This window comes from Virgibacillus siamensis, from assembly GCF_900162695.1.
GTDB classification, from domain to species: Bacteria; Bacillota; Bacilli; order Bacillales; family Amphibacillaceae; genus Lentibacillus; species Lentibacillus siamensis_A.
Genome location: NZ_FUIH01000007.1, coordinates 2,060,792 through 2,086,699 on the forward strand (window position 1 = coordinate 2,060,792; position 25,908 = coordinate 2,086,699).

General features: G+C 43.8%; 23 protein-coding genes. All 23 read right to left on the bottom strand.

The window, feature by feature from the left end; all coding sequences use genetic code 11:
* Nucleotides 1-466: 466 nt before the first annotated feature.
* The 23 genes from B1K71_RS14160 to B1K71_RS14270 all read right to left on the bottom strand — a co-directional run bounded on the left by B1K71_RS14160 (nucleotide 467) and on the right by B1K71_RS14270 (nucleotide 25,695).
* Entirely contained in the window at nucleotides 467-2,395 is a 1,929-nt protein-coding gene (locus tag B1K71_RS14160) for an AMP-dependent synthetase/ligase (protein ID WP_245799282.1), read from the bottom strand.
* Nucleotides 2,396-2,456: 61 nt separating this feature from the next.
* The gene (locus B1K71_RS14165) at nucleotides 2,457-2,807 is read right to left on the bottom strand and encodes an SCP2 sterol-binding domain-containing protein (RefSeq protein ID WP_077328153.1); all 351 of its coding nucleotides are present in this window, start codon (nucleotides 2,805-2,807) and stop codon (nucleotides 2,457-2,459) included.
* Nucleotides 2,808-2,822: 15 nt separating this feature from the next.
* On the bottom strand, nucleotides 2,823-3,965 hold the full coding sequence (locus B1K71_RS14170; protein WP_077328155.1) for a thiolase family protein: 1,143 nt from the start codon (nucleotides 3,963-3,965) through the stop codon (nucleotides 2,823-2,825).
* Between the two features lie 30 nt (nucleotides 3,966-3,995).
* A complete protein-coding gene (locus tag B1K71_RS14175; RefSeq protein ID WP_077328157.1) occupies nucleotides 3,996-4,838 on the bottom strand; it encodes an SDR family NAD(P)-dependent oxidoreductase in 843 nt (280 codons plus the stop codon).
* Nucleotides 4,839-5,056: 218 nt separating this feature from the next.
* Entirely contained in the window at nucleotides 5,057-5,848 is a 792-nt protein-coding gene (locus B1K71_RS14180) for an enoyl-CoA hydratase/isomerase family protein (RefSeq protein ID WP_077328158.1), read from the bottom strand.
* Nucleotides 5,849-5,866: 18 nt separating this feature from the next.
* On the bottom strand, nucleotides 5,867-7,075 hold the full coding sequence (locus B1K71_RS14185; RefSeq protein WP_077328160.1) for an acyl-CoA dehydrogenase family protein: 1,209 nt from the start codon (nucleotides 7,073-7,075) through the stop codon (nucleotides 5,867-5,869).
* Nucleotides 7,072-8,214, bottom strand: a complete 1,143-nt coding sequence (locus B1K71_RS14190) for an acyl-CoA dehydrogenase family protein (RefSeq protein ID WP_077328161.1) — start codon at nucleotides 8,212-8,214, stop codon at nucleotides 7,072-7,074. The genes B1K71_RS14185 and B1K71_RS14190 overlap by 4 nt, the downstream gene beginning before the upstream one ends.
* A 27-nt stretch (nucleotides 8,215-8,241) precedes the next feature.
* Nucleotides 8,242-8,586 (bottom strand): SCP2 sterol-binding domain-containing protein, encoded by a 345-nt coding sequence (locus B1K71_RS14195; RefSeq protein WP_077328172.1) that lies wholly within the window; start codon nucleotides 8,584-8,586, stop codon nucleotides 8,242-8,244.
* A gap of 230 nt (nucleotides 8,587-8,816) precedes the next feature.
* Nucleotides 8,817-10,304 carry a Na+/H+ antiporter NhaC family protein gene (locus tag B1K71_RS14200; protein ID WP_077328174.1) on the bottom strand — a complete coding sequence of 496 codons (1,488 nt, stop codon included), beginning with the start codon at nucleotides 10,302-10,304 and terminating at the stop codon, nucleotides 8,817-8,819.
* Between the two features lie 252 nt (nucleotides 10,305-10,556).
* Nucleotides 10,557-12,713 (bottom strand): DNA topoisomerase III, encoded by a 2,157-nt coding sequence (locus B1K71_RS14205; protein WP_077328176.1) that lies wholly within the window; start codon nucleotides 12,711-12,713, stop codon nucleotides 10,557-10,559.
* A gap of 84 nt (nucleotides 12,714-12,797) precedes the next feature.
* Nucleotides 12,798-13,589, bottom strand: coding sequence for an SDR family oxidoreductase (locus B1K71_RS14210; protein WP_077328178.1), 792 nt, complete (start codon nucleotides 13,587-13,589; stop codon nucleotides 12,798-12,800).
* Between the two features lie 147 nt (nucleotides 13,590-13,736).
* Nucleotides 13,737-14,120, bottom strand: a complete 384-nt coding sequence (locus tag B1K71_RS14215) for a 5-carboxymethyl-2-hydroxymuconate Delta-isomerase (RefSeq protein WP_077328180.1) — start codon at nucleotides 14,118-14,120, stop codon at nucleotides 13,737-13,739.
* A gap of 14 nt (nucleotides 14,121-14,134) precedes the next feature.
* Entirely contained in the window at nucleotides 14,135-14,890 is a 756-nt protein-coding gene (locus B1K71_RS14220) for a fumarylacetoacetate hydrolase family protein (protein ID WP_077328181.1), read from the bottom strand.
* Nucleotides 14,887-15,555: a fumarylacetoacetate hydrolase family protein gene (locus B1K71_RS14225; RefSeq protein WP_077328183.1), complete on the bottom strand. Its 669-nt coding sequence runs from the start codon at nucleotides 15,553-15,555 to the stop codon at nucleotides 14,887-14,889. Before B1K71_RS14225 ends, B1K71_RS14220 begins: the two co-directional genes overlap by 4 nt.
* A gap of 15 nt (nucleotides 15,556-15,570) precedes the next feature.
* Complete coding sequence (locus B1K71_RS14230) at nucleotides 15,571-16,974, bottom strand: dihydrolipoyl dehydrogenase family protein (protein ID WP_077328184.1); 1,404 nt, start codon at nucleotides 16,972-16,974, stop codon at nucleotides 15,571-15,573.
* Nucleotides 16,975-18,192 (bottom strand): dihydrolipoamide acetyltransferase family protein, encoded by a 1,218-nt coding sequence (locus tag B1K71_RS14235; RefSeq protein ID WP_077328186.1) that lies wholly within the window; start codon nucleotides 18,190-18,192, stop codon nucleotides 16,975-16,977.
* A 24-nt stretch (nucleotides 18,193-18,216) separates the two neighbouring features.
* A complete protein-coding gene (locus B1K71_RS14240) occupies nucleotides 18,217-19,356 on the bottom strand; it encodes a Leu/Phe/Val dehydrogenase (protein ID WP_077328188.1) in 1,140 nt (379 codons plus the stop codon).
* Between the two features lie 35 nt (nucleotides 19,357-19,391).
* Complete coding sequence (locus tag B1K71_RS14245; protein WP_077328190.1) at nucleotides 19,392-19,868, bottom strand: flavin reductase family protein; 477 nt, start codon at nucleotides 19,866-19,868, stop codon at nucleotides 19,392-19,394.
* 22 nt (nucleotides 19,869-19,890) lie between these two features.
* Nucleotides 19,891-20,874: a 3,4-dihydroxyphenylacetate 2,3-dioxygenase gene (hpaD, locus tag B1K71_RS14250; protein ID WP_077328192.1), complete on the bottom strand. Its 984-nt coding sequence runs from the start codon at nucleotides 20,872-20,874 to the stop codon at nucleotides 19,891-19,893.
* Between the two features lie 35 nt (nucleotides 20,875-20,909).
* Nucleotides 20,910-22,370 (bottom strand): 4-hydroxyphenylacetate 3-monooxygenase, oxygenase component, encoded by a 1,461-nt coding sequence (gene hpaB / locus B1K71_RS14255; protein WP_077328194.1) that lies wholly within the window; start codon nucleotides 22,368-22,370, stop codon nucleotides 20,910-20,912.
* Between the two features lie 15 nt (nucleotides 22,371-22,385).
* Nucleotides 22,386-23,870, bottom strand: a complete 1,485-nt coding sequence (hpaE, locus tag B1K71_RS14260; protein ID WP_077328196.1) for a 5-carboxymethyl-2-hydroxymuconate semialdehyde dehydrogenase — start codon at nucleotides 23,868-23,870, stop codon at nucleotides 22,386-22,388.
* An 18-nt stretch (nucleotides 23,871-23,888) separates the two neighbouring features.
* Nucleotides 23,889-24,791, bottom strand: a complete 903-nt coding sequence (hpaI, locus tag B1K71_RS14265; RefSeq protein WP_077328198.1) for a 2,4-dihydroxyhept-2-ene-1,7-dioic acid aldolase — start codon at nucleotides 24,789-24,791, stop codon at nucleotides 23,889-23,891.
* A gap of 229 nt (nucleotides 24,792-25,020) precedes the next feature.
* A complete protein-coding gene (locus tag B1K71_RS14270) occupies nucleotides 25,021-25,695 on the bottom strand; it encodes a GntR family transcriptional regulator (protein ID WP_077328199.1) in 675 nt (224 codons plus the stop codon).
* Nucleotides 25,696-25,908 lie beyond the last annotated feature (213 nt).

Genomic DNA, 25,908 nt, shown 5'->3' on the forward strand with positions numbered 1-25,908 from the left:
CCCCTTTATGACATCGCTTACAATAAAATGAATAACTATTCACTTTTCTTGCATTCTATTATATAACAGATTTATATGTTATTTAACAGGACTGTCGCATGAAATTCATTTTATTGAATGACTATATACCTATTCGAAACTATTTCTTTTTACTCAGCGAGGACTTAAGAAACACTGTCAAAATTCAGTTTCCCAATTACACAATCTTAAAACATTACATTTTTATTACAACAGGGGAAATTTAAGTAGATTAACAGTATATTTTCATTGAGATCTTCAGGTCCCCCTTTAGCAACATTATAAAATTGATATACTATTAATTAAGTATAATGCTGTGGCAACCTTATTCCAATTCCTAGAATAGTAGGAATATTTAACAAAGGGCTCAGGATGCCCGACAATTGTATGTTTGAAAACTGCAAACGCACTGGCCTAATGGATTTCTCAGCCCCAACCGTTCTTACTGTCAACTTTTTGCCGGTGCCTTATCTTCTTTTGGATTATCTTCCGCATATGTTTCCTCGATTAGATGATTGTATTTTTCCTCAATTATTTTGACCCGCATTGACAACTTGGGGGTTAATTCACCACTGTCCACTGACCATTCATCACCCGTAATGATTATTTTTTTAGGCCGTTCAAAATTAGCGAAAGTTTCTGTTCGCTTATTCACTTCGTCAGAAATTAACCTTCGGACAGATTTATGGCAGCAAATTTCTTCATGCGATTCTTTAAAGACATCATTTTCTTTGGACCATGGCACTAAATTTTCAAAATCCGGATTCACAACACAGATAATATATTTTCGGTTGTCGCCAATTATGAGAGAGTGTTCAATGTAGCTGCTTTCATTAATCACATTTTCAATCGGCTGGGGAGCAACGTTTTTGCCTGTTGAGAGTACCAGTACACGTTTCTTTCGGTCGATAACTTTAAGATAATTATCTTCGTCGATTTCACCTAAATCCCCCGTTAAAAACCAATCCCCGTCAAAGTCCTTTTCGGTCGCTTCCGGATTCTTGTAATATCCCTTCATTACACTTGGTCCCCTGACCATAATTTCTCCATCTTCAGCAATTTTGACATCCAGATTTGCAAGCACTTTCCCCACTGTCCCTGCTTTCGCCCGGAGCATTGGATTAGTTGAAATAACAGGTGATGTCTCTGTTAATCCATACCCCTCCAAAACAGGTAAGTCCAGTGCCCAAAAGAATCGCGCCAGTTCGGGGTTCAATGTACCGCCTCCTGACACCATCCCCCGGATTCGCCCTCCCAACTTTGTCTTTACTTTTTGGAAAACGAGACGATCGGCCAATTTCCATTTGCGCCTCAATTTTTCAGATATTGCTTGCTGGGTAATAAGTTGATCAACCTGTGCATTCAGATAAACATCGTACCTTTCCAGACCAACCGAAACAGCCCAGTCAAATATTTTCTTCTTGATTGCCGGACCATTATCGATTTCATCCATTACTTTCGCATACACTTTTTCAAACAATCGTGGAACACTTGTCAAAACTGTCGGTTTTACTTCGACCAGGTTATCCTGGATTGTATCGATACTTTCCGCATATGCAATTGTTGTTCCAACAGAGAGTGGCATATAATGACCGGCCATCCGTTCAAACACATGTGATAGAGGCAAATAGGAAAGCGAAAGATCCTCGGGCATAAGCTCAATCAACCAGAATTGCACCGCTTCCAGGTTTGACAAAAAGTTTCCATGTGTCAGCATTACCCCTTTAGGTTTGCCCGTCGTTCCTGAAGTATGGATAATGGTTACAAGCTGATCGCGGTCGATTTCCTCCCATGTATGTTGCCAATATGGCAATGGATCGTCGGAACCGTTAGCTTCCAATTGTGAAAATGATAGTTCATTCCCTGATGATGAAGGGATATCACCGGGATACATGGTGATGATATATTCAACATCTGAATTGCCCGCAATAACCTTTTGGCCTTGTTCTTCATTTTCAACAACTGCAGTATGGACATCTCCATTTTGCAAAATATAGGAAACCTGTTCAGCGGGCAGTGTCGGGTAAACCGGAACACTAATCGCTCCAAGGCTTGCAACCGCAAAATCGGTAATTCCCCACATCGGGTTGCTGTCTGATAAAATAGCTACTTTGTCATTTTCACCTATTCCCAATTGGGCAAATCCTGATGCAGCATTTTCAATCCTGTTCCAAAATTCCACATATGTCATATGCTGATAACTGCCATTTTCTTTCCACATAAACACATCTTTTTGCGGAAATTTTTTCACTGTCCGGTTAAGCATTTCGACCAGATTATTTGGCTTCATAAAAACCACCAGTCTCCTTGCATCACAATCACCTAATCCCTTTTCATTTTTTCGCAGGCGAAACACGTGAAACGATCTGTCATGCATTGCATACTTCCATGATCAACATAGAACATGAGGCATTGGTTTACGCCTTCCACAGAATTTTTTAAAATGAAAACGAGTTCAAAATAGTTTGCAGCTTGAATGCAAGCCCCATATTTCCCTTGATTTTCAATTTACCGCCCATAAAGGCAGCAGTTGGATTAAGGCTGCCAGCCACCAACTCCCGGAAATTATTGTGATCAATGGTAAGCGTCACCTGTGGATCTTTTTCCACACCTTTTATTGCCTTTGCACCAACTTCTTCAATGATGATCTGATATTTCCCTCCATCATCGCCTTCAAGATCAAATTGATAGATACCTTCCTTGCCCTTCATTGCTGCCGAATCATAGTTTACGGCTGCATCAATCATTTCAAATACTTCTTCCGTACTTGGTTTTACAAACTCCGCCATTTGAAACGCCTCCTTTTAAAATCGCTCAATAATTGTCGCCGTTGCCATGCCAAAACCGATACACATAACCTGCAGACCATATCTTCCGCCGTCATCTTCCAGCCTGTGAAGCATCGTCGTCATAAGCTTTGCACCTGTCGCACCAAGTGGATGCCCAAGTGCAATTGCACCTCCGCGTGTATTCACCTTCGCCATATCCGGCTTTAATTCCTTTTCCCAAGCCTTCACGACAGATGCAAATGCCTCGTTTATTTCAATGGCATCCATTTGTTCCAATTTCAACCCCGCCTTATTCAATACATTGCGTGTTGCCGGAATAACACCTGTCAACATCATCACCGGATCTTCACCAACAACCGTTCTAGCGATAATCCGCGCTCTTGGATTAAGACCCAATTCCTGTGTTTTCTCCCGGGACATGAGTAACAATCCTGCAGCCCCGTCACTGATTTGACTTGCGTTACCCGCCGTAACAACCCCGTCATCCGGTTGAAATGATGGCATCAAATCAGCCAATTTATCCATAGATGTATTTCTCCGGATTCCTTCATCATGCAGAAATGTTTTTTTGTCTTCAGCAGTTTCCACTTCAATTGGTAAAATTTCTCTGTCAAACAATCCATTATCTGCTGCGGCAGCCGCTTGGGAATGGCTTTTCAATGAAAATTCATCCAGTTCTTCACGGGATAGTCCCCATTTGGAAGCAATCATTTCCGCAGAAAATCCTTGTGGGATTATATTGAAGCGGTCAACCATATCCTCGCTGAAACTCCCCATATCACTGCCCATCGGTACGCGGCTCATATTTTCCACACCGCATGCGATTGTTATATCAGCATCGCCCGCCAAAATTGCCTGGGCCGCATTATGAATGGCCTGCTGGCTGGAACCGCACATCCGATTCAATGAAAATGCAGGAACTTCCACAGGAAAACCCGCGGCCAGCACCGCCATCCGCCCAATATTCCCTCCTTGTTCATCCGTCATGGTTACACACCCTGTAACAACATCGTCCACCCCACGTGGATCAATGCCATTCCGTTCAGTCAATTGCTGAAGTACCGGCACAAGAATATCAACCGGATGCGTTTCGGCGAGTGTTCCTTTTTTACGACCAGCCGCAGTCCGTATTGCATCCACGATAACTGCTTCAGCCATACATAACCCTCCTTCTTACCATTCAGCCTATTAAAATGTGAACAATTCAATGCCACCGGAAACATTCAGACCGATTCCGGTAATATACTTTGCCTTGTCTGAAACCAGAAACGTAATCGCATTTGCGATGTCTTCCGGTTCTCCGGGTTGTTTGAACACCGTTCTGTCTATCATTCGTTGATTCATTTTTGCATTTCCCATCTTAAATGCCTCTGTCCCGATAATTCCGGGTACAATCGCATTGACATTAATTCCATGTTTCCCGCCTTCCAATGCCATGCTTTTGGTAAAACTCAGCAATCCGCCTTTCGTGACGGAATAACTTGCCTGGCCAAATCCACCAAGTGTCCCCGCAACAGATGACATATTAATGATACGACCGTATCCCTGTTCTTTCATATACGGCCAGACAGCCTTTGTACAGTTGTAAGAACCAGTCAGATTAACATTCAAATCGCGCTGCCAGAAATCGTCATTCTGATTTTCGATTTGCGAAACATGATCCAATGTTCCCGCATTGTTAACTAAGATATCAATTCTTCCAAACTCTTCTTTTACCTTTGCAAAAACATCCTGAACCTGTTCACGGTCCGTTACATCCATTTTTGCCGCAAATGACCGACGCCCCATGTCCCTGATTTCCTGAGCTGTTTTATCTGCATACATCACATTGGTGCTTTGCATCACCTGTGCGATTGGTCCAAATCGTTCAGCTTCCTGTTCATTATGTTCATCTGATTCAATCAGAATATCTGTTATGACCACATCCGCCCCAGCCTCTGCCAGCGCCAATGCATCCGCACGTCCGAGTCCACGGGAAGCCCCGGTTACGACGGCTGTTTTTCCTTTCAACATTTCATCCCATGAAGACATTTAAAACCCTCCTTTTGCTAAGTTCCGGCATCTAAATGAATGGCTGAAAAAGTCATGCGCAACTAATGGACGGACGACAATTACGCCTTTATCACTTTTACTGTGAACTTTAGCGTTTTGCTTTTAGCGTTTTCCCCCTGAACTTTATCACTTTTACTGTGAACTTTAGCTTTTATACCTCCCACCCTTTTCCGGCGGGCTTTTGGAAAATTGCCGAATCAATTGATAAACTGCGCCTTCTCCTTTTGGAAAAATGCTGCAAGACCGATACTTGGTTCATCCGTCAGAAATGTTTCACTAAAGGCATTCGCCTCGACTTGCAAACCGGCATCCATTGATCCTTCAGCTGCATTTATTGCACGTTTTGCGAGCCCCATTGCATGAACAGCTCCTTCTGCAAGCTCCTCAGCAAAAGCAGTGGTTTCCGCTTCCAGCATTTCCGATTTCACCGCTCGATGCACCAGACCAACTTTCTGTGCTTCTTCCGCCTCCAGCTGTTTGGCGGTGAAAATCAGCTCTGTTGCCTTTGCACTTCCCAACAGGTGTGTCATTCGCTGTGTGCCGCCTGCTCCAGGTATGAGACCGAGTGAGATTTCTGTCAACCCGATGCGCCCCTTTCCCATTATTCGAAAATCACATGCCATCGCCAGCTCACAGCCGCCGCCAAGTGCGTGACCATTGATAGCCGCAATCACTGGTTTCTGTACTGCAGCAAAGCGTTGAAAACATGCCTGCATTCTGGCACTTTTTTCAGAAATAACATTTCCTTCACCCTGCTCATTGCCGGTATCCTGAATCATCCCTTTTAAATCAGCCCCTGCAAGGAAGATCTTTGGGTGATTTGAAGTGAGTACGATTACACGTACAGTTGAATCATTCCCCAGTTCATCGACGGCAGTCTCGAGTTCCTGCATTAATGTTTCTCCAATAGCATTCGCCGGTGGATTATCAACCGTAATCCAAACAACACCCTTGTTTCGTCTGTCGATTGTAATTGTTTGATACGTCATAAAACATCCTCCACTCTACTAAACTCGTATGTCATAAGGTGCATATTGTCTCCGCGCAATAACAAGATGCTGCACCTCGTTGGTACCTTCAAAAATATCGAATACTTTCACATCCCGATACAATTTTTCAACGAGATGACCATCAAGGCCTATCGGACCAAGCAGCTCCAGACATTTTGCACATACATCGAGGGACATTTTCCCGGCATAAGCTTTAGACATTGCTGCTTCCCTCGCATTAGCCAACGCCAAATCAGCCTTCCATGCAGCCTCCCATGTTAACAGCCGGGCAGCAGCAATATCCTGTTCGGCCTCCGCAAGCAACTCCGATGCCAATCGAAAATGGCTCCCTTGCTTCGGGTAGTCCCGCTGCACAATCTCCAGCGTATAATCATAAGCAGCACGGGCTATCCCAATAGCCATCGCTGCAACAATTGGACGTGTCGTGTCAAATGTTTTCATGGCAACTTGAAATCCCGATGGTCCGGAACCGCTTGTTTCATACAATGCCTCACCGCCAAGCAGATTCTCCTGTGGAACAAAACAATCTTCAAACAACAATTCCGCGGTTTCATTTGCGCGTAACCCCAACTTTTTCGCCAGTCGGGTACAGCTGAATCCTGGTGTCCCTTTTTCAACAACGAAAGCACGCTGCCCGGCGCGCCCCAGTGATGCATCGATTGTTGCAAATACGACGACCCACGATGCACGACCGCCATTAGTAATAAATATTTTTTGTCCGTTAAGAATATAGCCTCCGCTTACCTTTTTGGCGACAGTACGTATACCTGAAGCATCTGAACCAGCATCAGGTTCCGTCAACGCATACGCACCCCATCGCGGCTTATCCTTTGTAAAAATTGATAAAAAACGTTCTTTCTGTTCCGGTGTGCCGCTGCTCTCAACAGGCGGTCCGCCAAGTCCGGCTCCCGGCAATGATAAGGTGACAGCTGGATCGCCCCAGGCCATTTCCTCTGTTGCTAAAACGCCCATTCGGTTACCTTCACGTTCTCCGGCTGATTTCCCGTCCGATTTTTTACCGCCGCTGCCGCCAAAGGAAGATGTATTTAAATGAATCCCCATCTTGTTCACATTTTCAAGCCATTCATCAGGAACCTTTTCCATGTTGTCAGCTTCCATGGCAATTGGCCGAATTTCATTTTCAGCAAACCAGTGTGTCATTTCCTTAATTTGTTTTTGCTGCTCTGATAAGTCAAAGCTGATCATGGAACAGCCACCTCTTTCTTTCCCGCAATAAGTTGTTCTCCGCGCTGTTCAAGAAAATATTTTTCCCTTCCGTAAAGCGCCACCTGGGCCTGGGCATCACGCATCCACTTTTCTGCAGGAAAATCCTGCACAAAACCGTGACCGCCCAGTAATTGAACGGTTGAATCCGTCACATAACGAACTGCTCTGTGTGCACGGAACAATGCACGCAAGGCCTCTCCTTCAGCTTCGATGCCATATTTATCGGCCTTTACCGCTGCCTCCCGGACAAAATGATTTGCAATTCTCGTTTCCATAGCCATTGCTGCCACCCGAAATGATACACCTTGAAACTTGGCAATTTCCTGACCAAATGCCTTACGTTCAGCAGTATATTCCGTTGCATAATCAAGTGCCGCTTCCATCAGCCCGACTTCCTTTGCAGCCTGCAATATTCGAATTCGCGAACGAACTTGCCTCAAGATTTCATCGGCAGCCTCTTCTTCAGCCAGTACATGTTTTCCAGTAATTTTCACGCTATCAAACGAAATACGGCCAAGTCCCGATGCAAGCAAACCCAAACGATAATCACCTTTTTCAACTATCCAGCTGTCCGCATTATTCAGCCAGAGAATAACCGGTACTCCCCGGTTATCTTGTGCAGCGACAAGTACATATTGCGCAAAGGAAGCCATTCGTACCGGCAGGGAAGTCCCATCCAAAATGTAACCGTCACCGTCATACCGGATTTCCAGTTTCTCTCCCCATGGTTCATTGGCATTTTCTATATCGATAAATGCAACAGTTGGGTTCCCGGTTAAGTCCAATGTATCCGCATTGAAAACCGGATTATTACGTTGTATGCGGATAATGGAAGCAGCATCACCGGCCCCGGGAAAGCCTTGGACGATATCAAGGTCACCATAACTAAGCGCCTGCAAAATCTGCACCTGTGTTATTAATGGTAATTCCAATCCTCCTGAATATTCAGGTAATTCGAGGGATAAAAAGCCAAGTTCAGCTGTTACATCAACAAGCTTTTGGTCGACTATTCGGTTATTTTCACATTCCCTGGCCATGGGACGAATTTTATCTTTTGCAAAGTCTTTCGCTACTTCAGTAAAAGCTTTCTCATCTTCGGTCGGTCGAAATGAAATCATATTGGCACACCTTCTTCCTGATAAAACTTATTTAGCGGCTTTATTATAAGTGGAAAGAATATCCTGTAATTTCAGTGCAAGCCCCATATTCCCCTTAATTTTAAGACGTCCGCTCATAAATGCTTTAGTGCCATTCAATTCACCTTTGACCATTTGAAGAAAATCTTCTGTCTGCATATTTAACGTACAATCAGGATCATTCTGCTCACCTTCAAGGGCATGGCACTGATCACCATTGAAGACAATTTGATAAGTCCCCGATTCATCACCATTGAGATTAAACTGATAAACCGCTTCCAATCCTTTTGCGCGACTGGGATCTGCTACAATTGCCTGATCAATTTCACGAAATGTATCTTTTAAGTTTGACATGTTAACCCTCCTCCAAAATTAAACTACACATTAGTAGTTAACCTCAGCATACAAGCAGGAAAGTCCAAAAAATATTCCGAAATATGTCGGGTATTTCTTAGTTAGTTTCGGAAGGTATACGATGTTTGTATTGGCAAACTAGCTGATGCAATTGAGAATCTCAGGGTTTATTTCATAAAATAAAAGGGATGAAAACCTCTAAAGGTTTTCACCCCCTTAATGGAAAGATATTAATCTTTTGGACGTTCTTTTAACTCCTCACCGTTTTTTCCCTGGAATCGGAGTCCCCAGCCTGTCAATGCTGCAATCAGCATTACTATGAGCAGGAACCAGCCATGGAAAACGAACGGGAATACTGCAGTTGGTTCAACAATCGGAAGCCAATTATACGTTTCCTTCATTGTTTTAATTGTTGACCAGCCCAATAACACCGGTGCACCCCAAGGGAAAATATACCCAAGTGATGAAGTAACCGCATCCAGCATGTTTGCCAGACGATAGCGGTGAATCCGGTATTTTGATCCGATTTCCTTAACAAAAGGTGCGGCCGCAATTTCTGCTGCGGTATTAATTGTGATGGAACTGTTTAATAGTGCAACTATGCCCCAAATCGCAAGCTCAGCTTTACGGACGGAGTTTTTAATCCATTTAACCAAGCTTTTCGTGATGGCATCCATCGTTCCACCTAATTTTAATAAATGTGCTGATGCTACAATTAACAAAATCAGAATGGCCATATTGAAATATCCGGTAAGTCCCTCAATCAGCGCCCCTTGGATAACGGTGTCCGAATTCGGGTTAAAACTTAATAAGTCACCCAATTCCTTACCACTTATTCCAAACTGATGCATGATAAAGATTAATGGAATCGTTGAAATGATCCCCCATGTTAATGAAGTAAGTAAGTGTTGTCCTGATAAAGCTAGGATAAGTACAATCGCAAATGGCACCAGCATCAAAAGACCACCCGGGTTAACAGAATCAACCATTGATTCCATTGCTCCCTGGTTTGCACTGGCATTTCCGCCACCGCCAAAGATAGCAAATAAAATAACAGCCGGAACTGCTGCCACAATTGCATATTTAAAACGGCTGCGTACAACCCCGGGTACATCAGCATCCTGCGTAGTTGCAGAAACAATCGTCGTATCCGAAACCGGTGCAAGGTTATCACCAAAAACCGCACCAGCTAAAATAGCCGCAAACATAAATACCGGATCACCGCCTACAGCGACACCTGCCGGGTACATTAACGTACAAAATGCAACCGTCGTTCCATATCCGGTACCTACAGCAGTTGAGAAAGTGGCCGCAAGCAAGAAGGTCAATGCAACAAAAAGACCGCCAGTCACACCGGTTATCGCACCTATCCAGACCAGTCCTTCCACAAGACCGCCAACTTGCAGGACTTGTGCGAACATACCTGCATAGAACCAGGCCACCATTGCAATAACCCCTACAGGCTGTGCCAGTCCATCAAATAAACCCTGTGCATAATCTTCCCATTTACTTTTACATAAGAGCAAACCGATTGTAAGGCCGATAATGGCACCCATCACCAGTCCTACTTCAGAAGATAGCTGCAGCACACTAATTGTAATCGCATAAACGACAAAAAATAAAAGCGGTATTGCTGCTCCAAAGGCGCCAAATCTGAATTTCAGTGAGTCAATCGTTTTTTCCCCTGTAGCTCTTTCCAGTTCTTCATTATTCGACATCGTGTTCCCCCCAAATCTATTCAAGCAAATCTGTTTAATAGTTTATCAAAATATTCTAGTCAATGCATTAAACATTGTAATATTTAGATCTTTCTCACTAGGGTTCTTGTCGAAAAAAACACTAAAAAGGCCGGGACAAATGTGTAAAATCCAAGTTCGAGTAAATCGTGGAAATGAAGCGCATAACCGCTCCGGAAATTTCCCAATTGTTCGTCCTTTACATTACACGTGATATGTCCCAGCCTTTTAAGTTTATTCTTTTTTCAATTTGGCCAATTGTTCCGCCAATGCATTGTTCTTGAAACTGTCGTCCTGTTTTTTTAAATATTTATTAACATCTTTTTTAGAGACCTTCTGTTTTTTCTCCTGCTCTTTTCGTTTGTTGAAGGTTGAAAGTTTCTCACGATGGCCGCATTTGCATGTGAACATTTTGCCCTCGCCTTCACCACGGAGTTCCATACGCTTATGACAATTCGGGCATCTGGCATTTGTGTGTTTGGCAATGTTCTTTTTATGTCCGCACGATCTATCCTGACAAACGAGCATTCGGCCCTGTTTATTTTTTACTTCAAGCATTAACTTCCCGCATTCCGGGCATTTGGTTCCGGTCATATTATCATGCTTAAATGTTTCATCACTTGTCTTAATCTGTTGAACCACTTCACGGGCATAGTCTTTCATTTCTTTGATAAACTGATTTTTATCCAGTCTGCCTTCCGCGATCCGGCCCAGCTTTGTTTCCCATTCAGCTGTTAGGGCAGGCGATTTCAAGTCTTCCGGCACAAGGTCAAGCAGCTGTTTCCCTTTTGACGTGATAAAAATATGCTTGCCGCGCATTTCCATGTATTGACTGTTGAACAGCTTCTCAATGATATCCGCACGGGTCGCCACTGTGCCAAGTCCGCCTGTTTGATTGATTGTTTTTGCCAGATGCTTATCATCAGAGTTCATGTAACGAACCGGATTTTCCATCGCCTGCAGCAGTGCGCCTTCCGTAAACCGCTCCGGAGGCTTTGTTTCCCCCTCCGTTTTGGTTATGTTCAGGTGCTGAAATTGATCACCTTTCTGAACTAATGGGAGACTTTGAGCATTTTCTTCCTCATTGTAAATCTCTTTCCATCCAAGTCGTTTAACCGTATTTCCTTTTGTGTGGAAATGTTCTTCCCCGATTTGAGCCTCAATTATTTGCTGTTCATACTCGTGAGGTTCCGCCAGAACAGCAAGGAAACGTTTAACCACAAGGTCATAGATTTTACGCTCCTTATCATTCAAATCAGCCAAAATCACCGGCTGTTCTGTCGGGATAATTGCATGGTGATCAGATACTTTGCTATTATCAACTACCGATTTCGGCAGCTTCCAGTCCCGTTTCAAAACCTTATTCGCAAAACGGCTGTACTGATCGACACCGCACGCTTTCACGCGTTCCTTCAGCGTTGGAACGATATCTGTTGAGATAACCCGTGAATCCGTCCGTGGATAAGTCAAAACTTTATGCTGTTCATACAATTTTTGCATCAATGATAATGTTTGTTTTCCCGAAAACCCAAAAATACGGTTCGCATCACGCTGCAGTTCGGTCAAATCATACAATTGCGGCGCATGTTTTTTCTTTTCGGTTTTGTTCACATTCACAATCCTGGCAGGCTGGTTTTTCAACTGTTTCCATAATGCATCTGCTTTTTCTTTAGAAAAAATCCGGCTGTTATTTTTTGTATCGTGCCAGTTCAATTTCAATCCTGTATCTGTTTTTGCCTCGATTCCGTAAAACGTTTTCGGCTTGAATTCTTTAATTTCCCTCTCTCTTGCTGCAATCATAGCAAGTGTCGGCGTTTGAACACGTCCGCTTGACAACTGTGCGTTAAACTTGGTTGTCAGGGCGCGTGTTGCATTCAGCCCGACATACCAGTCGGCTTCAGAACGGGCAACAGCAGCATGATACAGATTTTCATACTGCTTTCCTGGTTTCAAATGTTTAAATCCATCGCGGATTGCCTTATCAGTAACCGATGATATCCAAAGCCGCTTTACCGGCTTCTTGGTTCTTGATTTTTCAATAATCCACCGTGCTACAAGTTCCCCCTCGCGTCCCGCATCGGTCGCTATAACAATAGCGTTAACATCATTACGATTCAATTGCGTTTTAACAGAGTTAAACTGTTTACCGGTTTTTTTGATTACAACCAGTTTAAGATGTTTCGGCAGCATGGGGAGGTCTTCCATGCGCCATGTTTTTAATTTATCATCATATACTTCCGGGTCGGCTAAAGTTACCAGATGTCCCAGTGCCCAGGTTACGATATAATTTGATCCTTCAAAAAAGCCATTTCCTTTTTTATTGCAGTTCAGTACTCGTGCAATATCCCGGCCAACGGAAGGCTTTTCCGCTAAAACCACTGTTTTGCCCATTATTTCAAAATCCTCTCTCGTAAACATTCTTATGCCAGTTTAGCATAATTGGCACGGATATAGCAGTAACAGCATTTACAAAGATTAGAGTGCTTCGACAAGGCCACCATCCACAATCATTGCCTGACCGGTTATATATGTGTTTGCACCGGAAGCAAGAAATACGATGGCTCTTGCAAACTCGGCAGGATCCCCGTATCGTTTCATCGGAATAGCCTGCACTTCATCAGACTCAACTTCTTTCATCGATTTTCCACTTTCGGCTGCCAGTTTTTCATTTAATTGCTGAATGCGGCCCGTTTCAATTTTGCCTGGTCCAATTGTATTAATCAAAATATGATCTTCTCCAAGTTCACGGGCAAGACTTTTGGCAAGTCCAACAATACCGGGGCGCATCGTATTTGATAAAATTAATCCATCCAAACTTTGTTTAATGGAAGATGATGCAACGTTTACGATTCTGCCGCCGCCCTGTTTTTTCATATGCGGGATAACCGCACGGGTTGCACGAATGAAACTGAGAAGATTCAGTTCGAACGCATGGTACCAGTCATCATCGGACATATCTGCAAAGTTTCCGGCAGGTGGACCACCGGCATTATTAACCAGAACATCAATCGGACCATTCTGTTTAACAGCTGTATCGACCATTTTAGTAATGTCCTCACCGTTTTTCATGTTGCAAACAGTATAATGGACATGCTCATTGCCGGTTTCCTGCTTAATTTCATTTGCAGTCTTTTGAAGTTCTGATTCATTACGGCTGCTTATAAAAACATGTGCACCTTCTGCCGCGAATTCCATTGCAGCAGCTTTGCCGATTCCTTTACTGGCGGCAGTAACAATAACTGATTTTCCTTGCAGTTGAAGATCCATTTGCTCTCCCTCATTTCACTGATTACTTTTTATTAAGTTTACCTGAATCAGACATTCTTTTCCAATGGAGCAGGTTACGCGAATGAGTCACGTTTTTAGGTTGAAATAAAAAAGCCCAAAACTCCTTTGGAATTTTAGGCCGATTATTTATCTGAACCGTTCATGAATATTATTTTTCTTATATGTCCCGCCTTCACCAAATTCATATAATTCCATCGACAGTGCGAGGTAACGATTATGAAAATGTTCCGTAAAGTGTTCTTCAATCATTTGAAAAAGGTTATCACAAACTTGCTTTTTCACCTCTTTAGAACGGCCACCGCCGATTTTCAATGTCACATGAACAAAAGCATCATTCCCGGAACCATCTGCAATGCAGTAATCAGTAAGCTTTATCGCACGGGCACGGATACCGCCGGTTGGGAACACTCCCTTTTCGGCAATCAGCGTTTCATTCACCTTTTTCAACAGAGTTGGCATTTCTGCCTCATTAGCAATATTATCCGTATATTCAATAATGATGTGCGGCATAGATCAGACCTCCTTCACCTATTGAATTCCCTGTCGCCGACAATCGTATTTTGGAGTGCACCAATTCCTTCTATCTCCGTGACAACCACGTCACCTTCATAAACATGCACAGTACCTTTTGGAGTTCCTGTCAAAATAACATCATTTTCATGAAGCGTCATAAAACTGCTTAAATATTCAACCAGGTATGGGATATCAAAAACCATGTCAGCGGTTGAGCCTTCCTGTTGTAATTCACCATTTACATAAGTGTGAAGTGTGAGTTGCATCGGATCCATGATGTCCGCCTGATCCACAAACCAGGGACCGATTGGAGTCAGCTGATCACGGTTTTTCGCTGCCAGATTCGGACGATAATAGTTTTCCAGATAATCACGGATGACATAATCATTTGCCACGGTATACCCGGATATATATTGATATGCTTCATTGCGCTGAACATTATTTGCTGTTTTTCCGATGACTGCCGCCAGTTCACATTCATAGTGCATATGGGTCGCATCTGCCGGTCTTCTTGACTGCCCCTTATGCCCAACCAGCGCATTCGGCCCTTTCAAAAAGACAAGTGGTTCATCCGGTGCCTTAAAGCTGATTTCACTTGCATGATCCGCATAATTCAGACCGAGCGCAAAAATGGTTTCCGCTTTGACAGGCGGAAGCCAGATGACATCTGAAGGGTTCACAACCCGTCCATCAGTAAGCAACAATCTGCCATCTGATTCGATTGCATCATGCACAGCACCAAAACAGGCTACACGCGCATGCCTCATTTACAATCACCTTCTTTCAACGGGACAATCCGATTCTCCAGCACACCGACTGTTTCAATATCAATTCGAACAGTATCCCCTTCCCCAATCAATGGTGCATTTTCCGGCACACCGGCCAACAAAATATCACCTTTGGAAAATGTCATAAATTGACTGATGTCTGAAATAAGCTGTGCCACAGGGCGGACAAGATTTGCTGTATTATTCTCCTGAACAAGCTTGTCATTGACATAAACCCTTATTGGAAGCATATCTGCATCATGAATAGATGCTTTTTCCATCACAGACCCCATCGGACAAGTTCCATCCCGCACTTTATTTTTGATATCCGGGCGAAAAAAATTGTCATGCGGCACACTGATGTCATTGACCACCGTAAATCCTGCAACATAATCCATTGCCCGATCCGATGGCACATTCACGGCCGTTCTTTCAAATATAATGCCCAGTGCAGGCCCTGCCTGAAGCACGGAAACACCCTCCGGCATTTCCACTCGACCATAGTGATGATTGTGGGTGTTTTTTGGTTTAATGTATAAAACCGGTCGTTTCGGCGGTTCTTTATACGGTTTTTCATGTAATGCACTTTCCATCTTTTCCAACTCACCCTGAAAATTAAAGAGCACTCCATATACACTCCCAATATCTGTTAACCTCTTATTCATTGGATCCCTCCTCTGTCAACGTTTGCTTTTCGGTACATGAATGGCAATCCCTGACAGTTCCTCAACGGATTCCAGCAAACTCTCATTAAAACTTGGATGTGGATAAGAAGGAAATATCAGGTCCTCATCCCGTGCCGCCATTTCAAGTGCAGTAACAGCTGTACTGGACAGTTCTATGGCACCATGTCCAATCATGTGAATACCAAGTAATATATCTGTCTTTTTCTCTTTTATGACAGTTACAAGACCCCCTCTTGTATTTGCTATCGCTGCATAACTGTTTCCGTTCATTGGAAAACTGCCTATTTCGGTATCGTATCCTGCATCAGTTGCTTCTTTTTTGGTCAGTCCAACCGCCGCGATTGGCGGATTAGTATGTACTACAGACGGTATAAGTGTCAAATCAATCTCACTTTTCAACCCGGCAATCGTTTCGGCTGCTGCTTTTCCTTCCTTGATGGCTTTGACTGCTGTAAGGGCTCCACCAGTTACATCCCCGGCTGCATATATATGAGGAACTGAAGTTTTAGCAGTTCGATCAGTTTGAATGAATCCATCAGCCGTCAGATCAATGCCGATCCGTTCAACTCCCAGATCTTTAAGATTCGGTTTTTGCCCTGCACACACAAGCAAATATGATGCCTTTTCAGCAATCGTTTCCCCATTTTTTGTTAATTGAACAGAAACTTTTCCGTCTTTTGGCACTGTATCTGTCAATCGATACCCGGATTTCACTTGGATCTTTGCTTTCTTAAGGATTCGTTTTATCTCCCGATTTATCGAAGCATCAAATGGAAAATCCACTCCATGAAATAACTTTACTGATGCTCCAAGCTGATTAAAGCAGGATGCCACTTCCAAAGCGCGGTAGTCATTTCCGTAAATCACAATGGATTCAGGGATTTCTGTCAGCTGATAGACTGATTCGGGCGTTAAAACCTGTTCTTGTGCCATTCCGTGCCAATCCGGATGACTGCCAGTCGCAATGATGGCATTCGTAAATTCATACACGTCAAATTGATGTCCTTTTTCAACCCCGATTTTATGGTCACCGATAAAGTTTGCCTGTCCAGTTATCACTTCAATTTGATTGGACACCAGTAATTTCTCCACACCTGCACGCAGCCGTTCAATAACGCTATGTTTATACTGCTGCAATTTGGAAAAATCCACATTCAAACCGGTTATCCCAATTCCCATTTCTTGCAAATCTCGAACAGAAGCCAGCTTCGCGGCGGTATGTGTGAACACTTTGGACGGAATACAACCTTTATTCAAACAAACACCGCCAATTATATCTTTTTCAATCAGTGTGACTGTTTGCCCCAGTTGGGCGGCACGGATGGCAGCCTGATAACCGCCAGGACCGCCGCCTATAATGATCAAATCACGTTGTTCCGCTAATTCGCCAACGACCATTTATACCAGCTCCAATATCAGTTTATTCGGGTTTTGCAGCAGTTCAATGAACCGGTTGGTGAATTCTACCGATGCAACTCCATCTGCCACCCGATGATCGAATGAAAGTGACAAAGTCATCATCTGTCTTACCGCAATATCATCATTCTTCATGACAACTGGTGTTTTCTTCGTTTTGTGGAGTGCCATAATCGCTGTCTGCGGTGGATTGATAATAGGAGTTGCCCCGGTTCCTCCAATCGGCCCGACATTGCTGATTGTAAATGTACCATGTTGCATTTCAGCTGCACTTAGCTTTCCTGTCTGGGCTTTTTTCGTCAATTCTTTCATTTCCACATTGATTTGCCGGATTGTTTTTTTATCGACATCCCGTAACACCGGAACAACAAGCCCTCTATCCGTGTTGGTCGCGAGTCCTATATGATAATTTTTCGACAGACGGATAACCTGATTTTCCTCATCCAATTGTGCATTAAATAATTGATGCTCTTTCAATGCTATCGTTACTGCTTTCAGGAAAAAAGCAACAGCCGAAATTGACTCCCCTTCCCGCTTCAGGTCCTGCCGCAATGCAAGCAGATCTGTCAAATCCGCTTCATCAAAATGTGTGACATGCGGAATCGTTGTAATGGCCTTGGTCAGCCTGTCACCAATTTGTTTTCGAATACCATTATATGGAATCGTATCTGTATCGACCGGTTCACTTACCTGTTCCAGTACCGGATCAGATACTCCATTAATTGCTTGATGCACATCTTCTTCGGTAACACGCCCGCCAGGACCAGTTCCTGTAATCCGTTCAATATCCACATCATTTTCCCTGGCAATTTTACGAGTGTACGGTGCAGCAAGAATACGATTGTATTTGCCTATTGATGTAGCGGTGGAACTCCCTGTATTTTCTGCCGGCACCGTTTGTTCCGCATGCATTTGTTCCATTTGTTTGTTCTCAATAGCAGGGGAATCTGCTTTCCCTGAACCGAAGCCATCATCAATTTCAATCAAGGCTGTTCCTACTGTAACGATTTCGCCTGCCTTATAATGAATCGCCTTAATTCTCCCGGCTGCAGGTGAAGGAATCTCCGCAACCATTTTGTCGGTTTGCAGTTCAACCAGCGGCTGATCAACTGTTACTTCATCACCTACTTTTACAAAATAATTGGTGATTTCACCTTCATTCATTCCTTCACCAATATCATGAAATTTCACATCAGCCACAATACCACCTCCTCCAATTCAGATTTATTCGCGTATTTGCCATTTCGGACGCCTTCCGCGCATGAAGAAATTACTTTGGTAACGCTGTTGTTCCAATCGCTTTTCACATTTCCGATCGGCGGCTTCCACAGTAGTAATAAATTCCCTGTCCGCCTCTTTAAAAATTTCCATAAGGGAATGGTAGATTGCTTTTGTTTTTACAAGAACACGCTCTTTATTTGAACCGTAAAGCTCATCTGCAACCTGTATAAGTCCGCCGGCATTCACAATGTAATCCGGCGCATATAAAATCCCTTTATCACGAAGTTTTTGGGCATGATCATGCTTTGCCAGCTGATTATTCGCCGAACCGACAACCGCCTGGACACGCAGCTGTTCAATCGTCCGGTCATTCAGAACACTGCCGAGGGCACATGGAACGAAAATATCCGCCTTCTCACCATAGATCTTTTCATTATCCGCAATCTTAACGGATCCGCTAAATTCAGCTGCCCGTTTCTTTAGTCGAGTTAAAATAGTTTGATTTATATCAGATACAATGAGATCAGCCCCTGCATGAAGCAAATGCTCTGCGACCTTGAATCCGACTTTGCCCAGCCCCTGAATTGCGTAAGTTTTTCCAGCCAGTTCATCATTTCCGTAAAGGAAGGAATTAGCTGCCTGCAGCCCGTAGATAACGCCCTGCGAGGTCGGAATAGACGAATCACCGCTGCCGCCAAATGCTACCGGAACACCATTGATAAAATTTGTTTCCTTCATTGCATGTACAAAATCCGACATGGTTGTTCCCATATCGGTTCCTGTGTAAAAGCGACCGTTAAGCGACTCCACATACTGCCCGAATGCACGAAATAACGCCGGCGATTTATCATGTTGGGGGTCCCCAATGATGACCGCTTTTCCACCGCCAAAATCGAGATCAGCTGCCGCACATTTATACGTCATTCCTTCCGAAAGTCTTAGCACATCCTCCAATGCCTCGTCTACTGACCCATACGGCCGCATCCGTGTACCGCCGAGTGCAGGACCCAATGTTGTATTATGTATCGCGATGATTGCCTGCAGTCCGGTTGCCGGATCATTGCAAAAGACCACCTGCTCATGTCCGGCAATTTTTTGGAACATGTTTTGCTTCACTGTTATCACATTTTCAAGTTGTTTCATTTATTTACCTCCCCCTGAAAAGAAACCCCTTATAATCACTTAACCTCAGCGGGGCCGTGTATCTGTTTATATTTTCCAGAAAAAAATGTCAGCGGTTCACCATCCGCAATCAAAATATCTGTTACCTCCCCGATATACAATGTATGATCGCCGGCAATAACAGAGTCGTACACTTTACAGGTCAGATTGGCAAGTGAATTCGGTATCGTTGGCATATCGTTGAACCAGTTAAACGGGACCGTCCGATGCTGTTTCAACTGGCCGGCAAAATACGCTGACATATCCTGCTGATCTTCATTTAGAATACTTACCGCAAATTTTCCGGCACTCTTCACATAATTGTTCATATGCGCCTTCTCATCGATTGAAATCAGCACCAGTTTTGGATCAACTGATACCGACATGAAGGCATTTGCAGTCATACCATAGATTTCATCATCCACTGCCGTTGTAATCACAGTAACTCCAGTTGCAAACTTCCCCATTGCCGTTCGAAATAATCGACTATCCATTTGTCTACACCCTTTCCATCAGCTAGATTACAAATGACGGTTTATGCTGCTTTAATTTAGCCGGTTTCGTTTCAACTTTTGCACCTGTCAAAACATCCAGTACCGGAGATGCTTCATTGAACCAGCAATCCGGCGCTTCATGACCCCAAAACGTTTGCCGCATGGAATCATTAATATCCCAGCGGATTGGTTTAAAGTCAGGGTCGCTTGTTAAATAATCCCCGTTATACAATTCAACCCGATGACCGTCTGGATCCCGCAAGTAAAGGAAAAATGCATTGGACAAGCCATGCCGGCCCGGACCGCGTTCAATATGTTCCGCAAAACCGCTTGCAGCAAGCACATCACATGTATGAATAATAGCAAGCGGATCCGGCAGCCAAAATCCAATATGATGCAGTCTGGGACCTTTTCCGTTCATCAGTGCCAAATCATGAACCGTCTGTTTGCGGTGAAGCCAGGCAGCCCATATATTCCCGTTTTCCGTATCGGTATACTCCGAGCAGCCAAATCCCAGTTCATTCCGGTAAAAATCATAACCTCCCTCGACATCCGACACCATGCAGTTAAAATGATCAATCCGCTGCATTCGTGCCCCTTTATACATATCATAGCGCTGCAGCATTCTTTCCGCCGATTCCATTTCAGCAAAAAATTCCAGCGGCATCCCATTCACATCTTGAACCCGGAGTGTCTCGCCAATCGCATGTTGTTCTCCTTTTTTCATCCATTTCGTTGTAAAACCTTTTCGTTCAAATATTTTTGACAGCGCTTTCAAATCACCGCCCGAAGTTACTTTATAGCCTAATGCCTCAACACATGGCTCATCTGCTTTCTTCAGAACAAGACAGTGATGTGTATGTTCCTCCAGGCCGCGTAAATAAATATGAGTTTCATCCGCCTCTGTTTCAATAAAGCCGAGCACGTTCACGTAAAAATGACGAGATGCATCCAAATCTGTAACATGCAATACAGCCCGTGCACACCTGATAATGTTCGCGTTCATTATTCTCCCCCTTAAGAACCTTCATCTTCCCGCTTCTACACGTTCACACTGCTGCTGTTTTTCAGGAAATCCTGAACATATTTCTTATATTGCTCCTTATCATATCCGTCAAAATATGCCATGCCCATCTTGATCGGGTCCCCGAAGAAATAGTATTCATAATGTGTTTGACGTGATCCGAATGCACTTAATGTCATATCCCATGCAAGCCGGAAAAGCTTCACACGTTCTTCGCCTTCGAGGTTTTTACCTTGCAGTCCGCGGTGGATAATCGGTCCGATTTCTTCATGACGAAAATCGGCTTCAGTCGGAATTCCCATCAGCCCTGACGCACCAAGAATCCGCACAATTTCTGCCATTCGCGGGTAAATCCTCGGATACCAGTTTCGAGCTGCATTCAATGCATCAAAATCCGGTGTCATTGTACCTGATTTATCCAGTTTTGCATTATGTTCTGCCCGATAAAGGTGTGATTTTATCGTTTCCAGATTCAGCATAATTTCAGTCCCTTTGTCTTTTACATGTTGAAACTGATCAATGCCAATTGCATCCATCACATTCAGCACAACACCAAGCAGAAACTCTGTCTTGATAACGTTTTTAGCTACAACCTGGTGTGACATATGAACAACTGCATTGGTCTCACGGAATGTACGGTTGCAAACGGAGGAGTTTCCGCAGACAAACACCCGCTCCCATGGTACAAACACATTTTCAAATGATACGATTGCATCCCCTTCTTCAAACCGGGAACCTAGCGGATGATCCCACGCATTTTTTCCGTAGTCGAATGCTTCCCGGCTGATGAATTTTAGTCCCGGTGTATTATTCGGTACCGCAAATGCCAGCGAATAAGGATCATCATGTTCGCCCGATTTTTTAACGGTTGATGGGAATACCAAAATTTCATCTGTGATACCGCCTTGTGTTGCCAAAAGCCGGATGCCATCCACAATAATTCCATCATCCCGTTTTTCCACCAGATGCAGGGCCACATTGGCATCTTTCTGCTCATGCTGCATTTTTGCCCGGTTGACCTGCGGATGGATTAATGTGTGCGTAAGGCTGATATCATTTTCTCTGGCATATTCATAGAAATTGCGGGCATTTTCCGCAAAATATGGATCCGCTTCAGCAAACAGTTCATTATTCATTCCCATCGCCATCACTTCAGCATTCAAATAATCCGGGGAACGCCCCATCATTCCACCACTTGTCATCGCCCATTCCTGCATTGCCTTCCTGCGCTTGATTAGATCCTCGATTGACTTCGGCTGCAGAAAGGTCATTCCGACCCTATTACCGCTCGTTGGCGATGTATACAGCATTATATCCGGTTTTTCGTACTGAAGATCATACAGATTTGCCATGGATTGAATAACGTTTTTGAATGCTGGGTGTGTCGTCACATCATCTACACGCTCTCCATGAATGTACACATTGTTTTTTGCTCTTTTTAACCCCTGAATATATCCTTCACCTGTTTTTGCCGGCATCGTATTCCCTCCTTGTTATTTTCCGAATTCCGGTATTCGGTGATTGCCGATTGAGACATGTATCGCTTTTGGTTCGGTATAAAACTCCAGTATGGCAAAGTGCCCTCCTTCACGTCCGATACCGCTTCCTTTCATCCCGCCGAAAGGAATTCTCAAGTCACGGACATTCTGGGCATTAATCCAAAGCATACCGGAATCAACCGCTTGTGCAACCCGGTGGCCACGCTTGATATCATTTGTCCATACAAAACCCGCCAGACCGTATTCAGTTCCGTTTGCCATGTCAATTACTTCTTCTTCCGTTTCAAATTCAATCACGGACATGACTGGTCCGAATATTTCTTCCTGACTGACCCGCATATCATTTGTTGCATTCAGCAGTAAAGTCGGCGGCACAAAATTTCCTGCCTGCATGTCTGCCGGCACGGCCCCCTCGACTACTTCACACCCTTCCTCTTTGGCCAGGTCAATATATCCGGTCACTTTGTCAAAGTGCCCTTTATCAATCAGCGGCCCGAGCTGTGTTTTCGGATCCATCGGGTCACCCATTTTCACTTTCTCCACTCGTTGCCTTAACGCTTTTATAAATTTATCCTTTATGTTTTTTTGAAGAAACACCCGTGAATTCGCTGTACACCGCTCTCCATTAAAAGAAAAAATCCCCCAAACTGCTGCATCAAGCGCCCGGTCAAAGTCAGCATCATCAAACACGATAAGCGGTGACTTCCCGCCAAGTTCCATTGATGTTTTCTTCAAAGAATCCGCGGCATTTTTGATAATCGTTTTACCTGTAACTGTTTCACCGGTAAATGAGATCGCTTTCACTTTTTCGTTTTTAACAAGTGCTTCGCCTGCTGTTTCCCCGTATCCATGAATAACGTTAAAAACACCTGCTGGTAATCCTGCCCGGTCAATGATATCTGCCAGACGATTGGCACTGAGCGGTGACAGTTCTGCTGCCTTCAAAATAACCGTATTACCTGTGGCCAACGCTGGTGCCACTTTCCATGTGGTCAGCATAAAAGGTGCGTTCCACGGTGTGATTAAACCTACCGCACCAAGCGGCTGATAAACTGTATAGTTAATAAATTCATCGTCCACCTGGTATGCATCCCCATGCATCCGTGACTGAACCATCCGCGAATAAAACCGGAAATTTTCAGCCGCACGTGCTGTCATTTTACGTGTCTGGCTGATTGGCAATCCTGAATCAAGTGATTCCAGAACAGCAATTTCTTCCGCTTCATTTGCAATCAGATCTGCAATTTTTTCAATATATGCCATGCGCTCTTTTTGTTTCATACTACCCCACGGACCATGGTGAAACGCATGGTCAGCAGCCTGAACCGCTTTATCAACATCTTCATTGTCACCTTTGGCCACCCGGTTTGAGATTTCATTTGTGTATGGGTTTAAGTTATCAAAATGTTCGGAACTTATTGCATCTGTAAACACTCCATTGATGTATAACTTTACATCATCCACTTTCCTATGTTCCAACTATGTCACCTTCTTTCGTTATAATAGATTATAAGTTTTCAAAGTGGCGCGGATTTCTTCCTGCACCTCCTTGGACGGTACATCGAGCGGTTTTCTGAGTACCGGCTTTATTTTGCCCATCATGCCGAGTGCTGTTTTTGCCGGAGCAGGATTGGTGTCACGGAATAGCACATCGTTCAGCGGCATCAAATGATAATGCATGTCTTGTGCGCCCCGTACATCTCCTGCTTCCCATTTGTTGTATAGATCAGCCACTTCCCTTGGGGCAACGTTTGCCGTTGCACTTACATGACCGGCACCGCCAATTGCCAGCATTGGATAACAAAGCACTTCAATACCCGAATACAGGTTGAAATCACGCCCCGCCTTCAGCAGAACTTTGTTGACATGTTCAAAGTCTTTATTGGATTCTTTCACACCGATAATATTCGGACAGTCTTTCGCCAGCGCCGCAATTGTATCCGCTTTCAAATTTACGGCTGTTCGACCGGGAATATTGTACAAAATGATAGGGATATCCACTGAATCGGCTATTGTCTTAAAGTGTTTATATAGGGCGTTCTGATTCGGTTTGTTGTAATACGGTACAATGACAAGTGCACCATCCGCCCCCATTTCCTCTGCTGCTTTTGTCATTTTAAGTGTTTCCTGGTGGTTGGTTGAACCGGTTCCCGGAATAAATGGAACACGGTTATTAACTGTTTTACAGGCTGTTTCCATGACACTAAATCGTTCTTCCACCGACATTGAACTTGGTTCCCCGGATGTCCCGGTTACGGAAATTCCGTGACTGCCGTTTTCAATGTGCCAGTTAATCAGTTCCTTAAATTTGTCAAAGTCAATGCGCTCGTCTTCATGAAACGGTGTAATCACAGGTGATATCGAGCCCCTGAATCGCTTTTTTGCTTCTTCATACGCCATCCGATTTTCCCTCCGTTTCGAATGTTAAATACCTACCAAGTCAGTTGGATTTATATAAATTTTCTGAACAGTTAAATCGTATATGATTTAGTATATAATGTCAACGGGAATTATTGATGTTCCTGAGGGATGCTTCTGACGAACAGCAAATTTTCGTTATTCCAGCAAGTGAAAATTACTTCTAACGGCAAAACGGCAAAAAAACCTGTAACATAACTTTTTCGTGAAGTTATCCTACAGGGTTGTTGGTTTCCATCTGTTGCAGTCTCCGTCGTTCAAAATCCTCGGCTGTTTTTATTTTATGCATACGCGAATGCTGTTCAATTTCGGAAAAAGAGCCGCCATATTCAAAGTACCGGATGATTTCTTTATGTTCTCTGATTGATTCCTTTACACGAAGCGAATACAACATAGATCCTGCCCCGCGGATGGAATCAAGCCTGTTCCATGTATCTCTGATTGATTCGAGTAAATAATCATTGTTGCACGCTTCACAAATAACCCGATGAAACCTGGAATTGAGCTTGCCGAAAAGCAATATATCAATATTTTCCAAAGCCTCCTCCATTTGCTTATTCAGATCTCTTAACACCGGTATTTTTTCCTTGGGGAAGCGTTTTGCGCTAAGTGCGGTCGCATGCCCTTCCAGCAATGCCAAAACCCGCAGTGTGTCCGAGTAATCGTTTTCGTTCACCTTGGCAACGACCGGCCCCACATTTTGCTTGTAAAAAACAAGCCGTTCCGATTCCAGTTGCCGGATTGCCTCCCGTACCGGTATTGTGCTTGTATTCATTTCCTTGGCAATTTGGTCAATGACAATCCGCTGTCCTGGAACATAAATCCGTTCAATAATTCTTTTTTTCAATCCTTTATACACTTTTTGCTGTTTCGTTTCTTTTTTCATAATATACTAATAATATACAAAATAATATATGATGTCAATTTAATCTTTCAATAAAACAAAAGCGCTGACTGGAATTTCCCGGTCAGCGCTTTTGTTCTATAAAATTGAAATGATCCAGCCTATTACTACAATAGCACCTATAATCATTAATATTGTTCGTATCATTCTTTCACCCTTCCATCATGCTTTCCAATTGAATACCCTGTCACAAGA

Excerpts from the sequence above, each read along its gene's own strand:
- B1K71_RS14160 (WP_245799282.1), bottom strand. The coding sequence starts at position 2,395 with ATGCATGACAGATCGTTTCACGTGTTTCGCCTGCGAAAAAATGAAAAG.
- B1K71_RS14165 (WP_077328153.1), bottom strand. The coding sequence starts at position 2,807 with ATGGCGGAGTTTGTAAAACCAAGTACGGAAGAAGTATTTGAAATGATT.
- B1K71_RS14170 (WP_077328155.1), bottom strand. The coding sequence starts at position 3,965 with ATGGCTGAAGCAGTTATCGTGGATGCAATACGGACTGCGGCTGGTCGT.
- B1K71_RS14175 (WP_077328157.1), bottom strand. The coding sequence starts at position 4,838 with ATGTCTTCATGGGATGAAATGTTGAAAGGAAAAACAGCCGTCGTAACC.
- B1K71_RS14180 (WP_077328158.1), bottom strand. The coding sequence starts at position 5,848 with ATGACGTATCAAACAATTACAATCGACAGACGAAACAAGGGTGTTGTT.
- B1K71_RS14185 (WP_077328160.1), bottom strand. The coding sequence starts at position 7,075 with ATGATCAGCTTTGACTTATCAGAGCAGCAAAAACAAATTAAGGAAATG.
- B1K71_RS14190 (WP_077328161.1), bottom strand. The coding sequence starts at position 8,214 with ATGATTTCATTTCGACCGACCGAAGATGAGAAAGCTTTTACTGAAGTA.
- B1K71_RS14195 (WP_077328172.1), bottom strand. The coding sequence starts at position 8,586 with ATGTCAAACTTAAAAGATACATTTCGTGAAATTGATCAGGCAATTGTA.
- B1K71_RS14200 (WP_077328174.1), bottom strand. The coding sequence starts at position 10,304 with ATGTCGAATAATGAAGAACTGGAAAGAGCTACAGGGGAAAAAACGATT.
- B1K71_RS14205 (WP_077328176.1), bottom strand. The coding sequence starts at position 12,713 with ATGGGCAAAACAGTGGTTTTAGCGGAAAAGCCTTCCGTTGGCCGGGAT.
- B1K71_RS14210 (WP_077328178.1), bottom strand. The coding sequence starts at position 13,589 with ATGGATCTTCAACTGCAAGGAAAATCAGTTATTGTTACTGCCGCCAGT.
- B1K71_RS14215 (WP_077328180.1), bottom strand. The coding sequence starts at position 14,120 with ATGCCGCACATCATTATTGAATATACGGATAATATTGCTAATGAGGCA.
- B1K71_RS14220 (WP_077328181.1), bottom strand. The coding sequence starts at position 14,890 with ATGAGGCATGCGCGTGTAGCCTGTTTTGGTGCTGTGCATGATGCAATC.
- B1K71_RS14225 (WP_077328183.1), bottom strand. The coding sequence starts at position 15,555 with ATGAATAAGAGGTTAACAGATATTGGGAGTGTATATGGAGTGCTCTTT.
- B1K71_RS14230 (WP_077328184.1), bottom strand. The coding sequence starts at position 16,974 with ATGGTCGTTGGCGAATTAGCGGAACAACGTGATTTGATCATTATAGGC.
- B1K71_RS14240 (WP_077328188.1), bottom strand. The coding sequence starts at position 19,356 with ATGAAACAACTTGAAAATGTGATAACAGTGAAGCAAAACATGTTCCAA.
- B1K71_RS14245 (WP_077328190.1), bottom strand. The coding sequence starts at position 19,868 with ATGGATAGTCGATTATTTCGAACGGCAATGGGGAAGTTTGCAACTGGA.
- hpaD (WP_077328192.1), bottom strand. The coding sequence starts at position 20,874 with ATGAACGCGAACATTATCAGGTGTGCACGGGCTGTATTGCATGTTACA.
- hpaB (WP_077328194.1), bottom strand. The coding sequence starts at position 22,370 with ATGCCGGCAAAAACAGGTGAAGGATATATTCAGGGGTTAAAAAGAGCA.
- hpaI (WP_077328198.1), bottom strand. The coding sequence starts at position 24,791 with ATGGCGTATGAAGAAGCAAAAAAGCGATTCAGGGGCTCGATATCACCT.
- B1K71_RS14270 (WP_077328199.1), bottom strand. The coding sequence starts at position 25,695 with ATGAAAAAAGAAACGAAACAGCAAAAAGTGTATAAAGGATTGAAAAAA.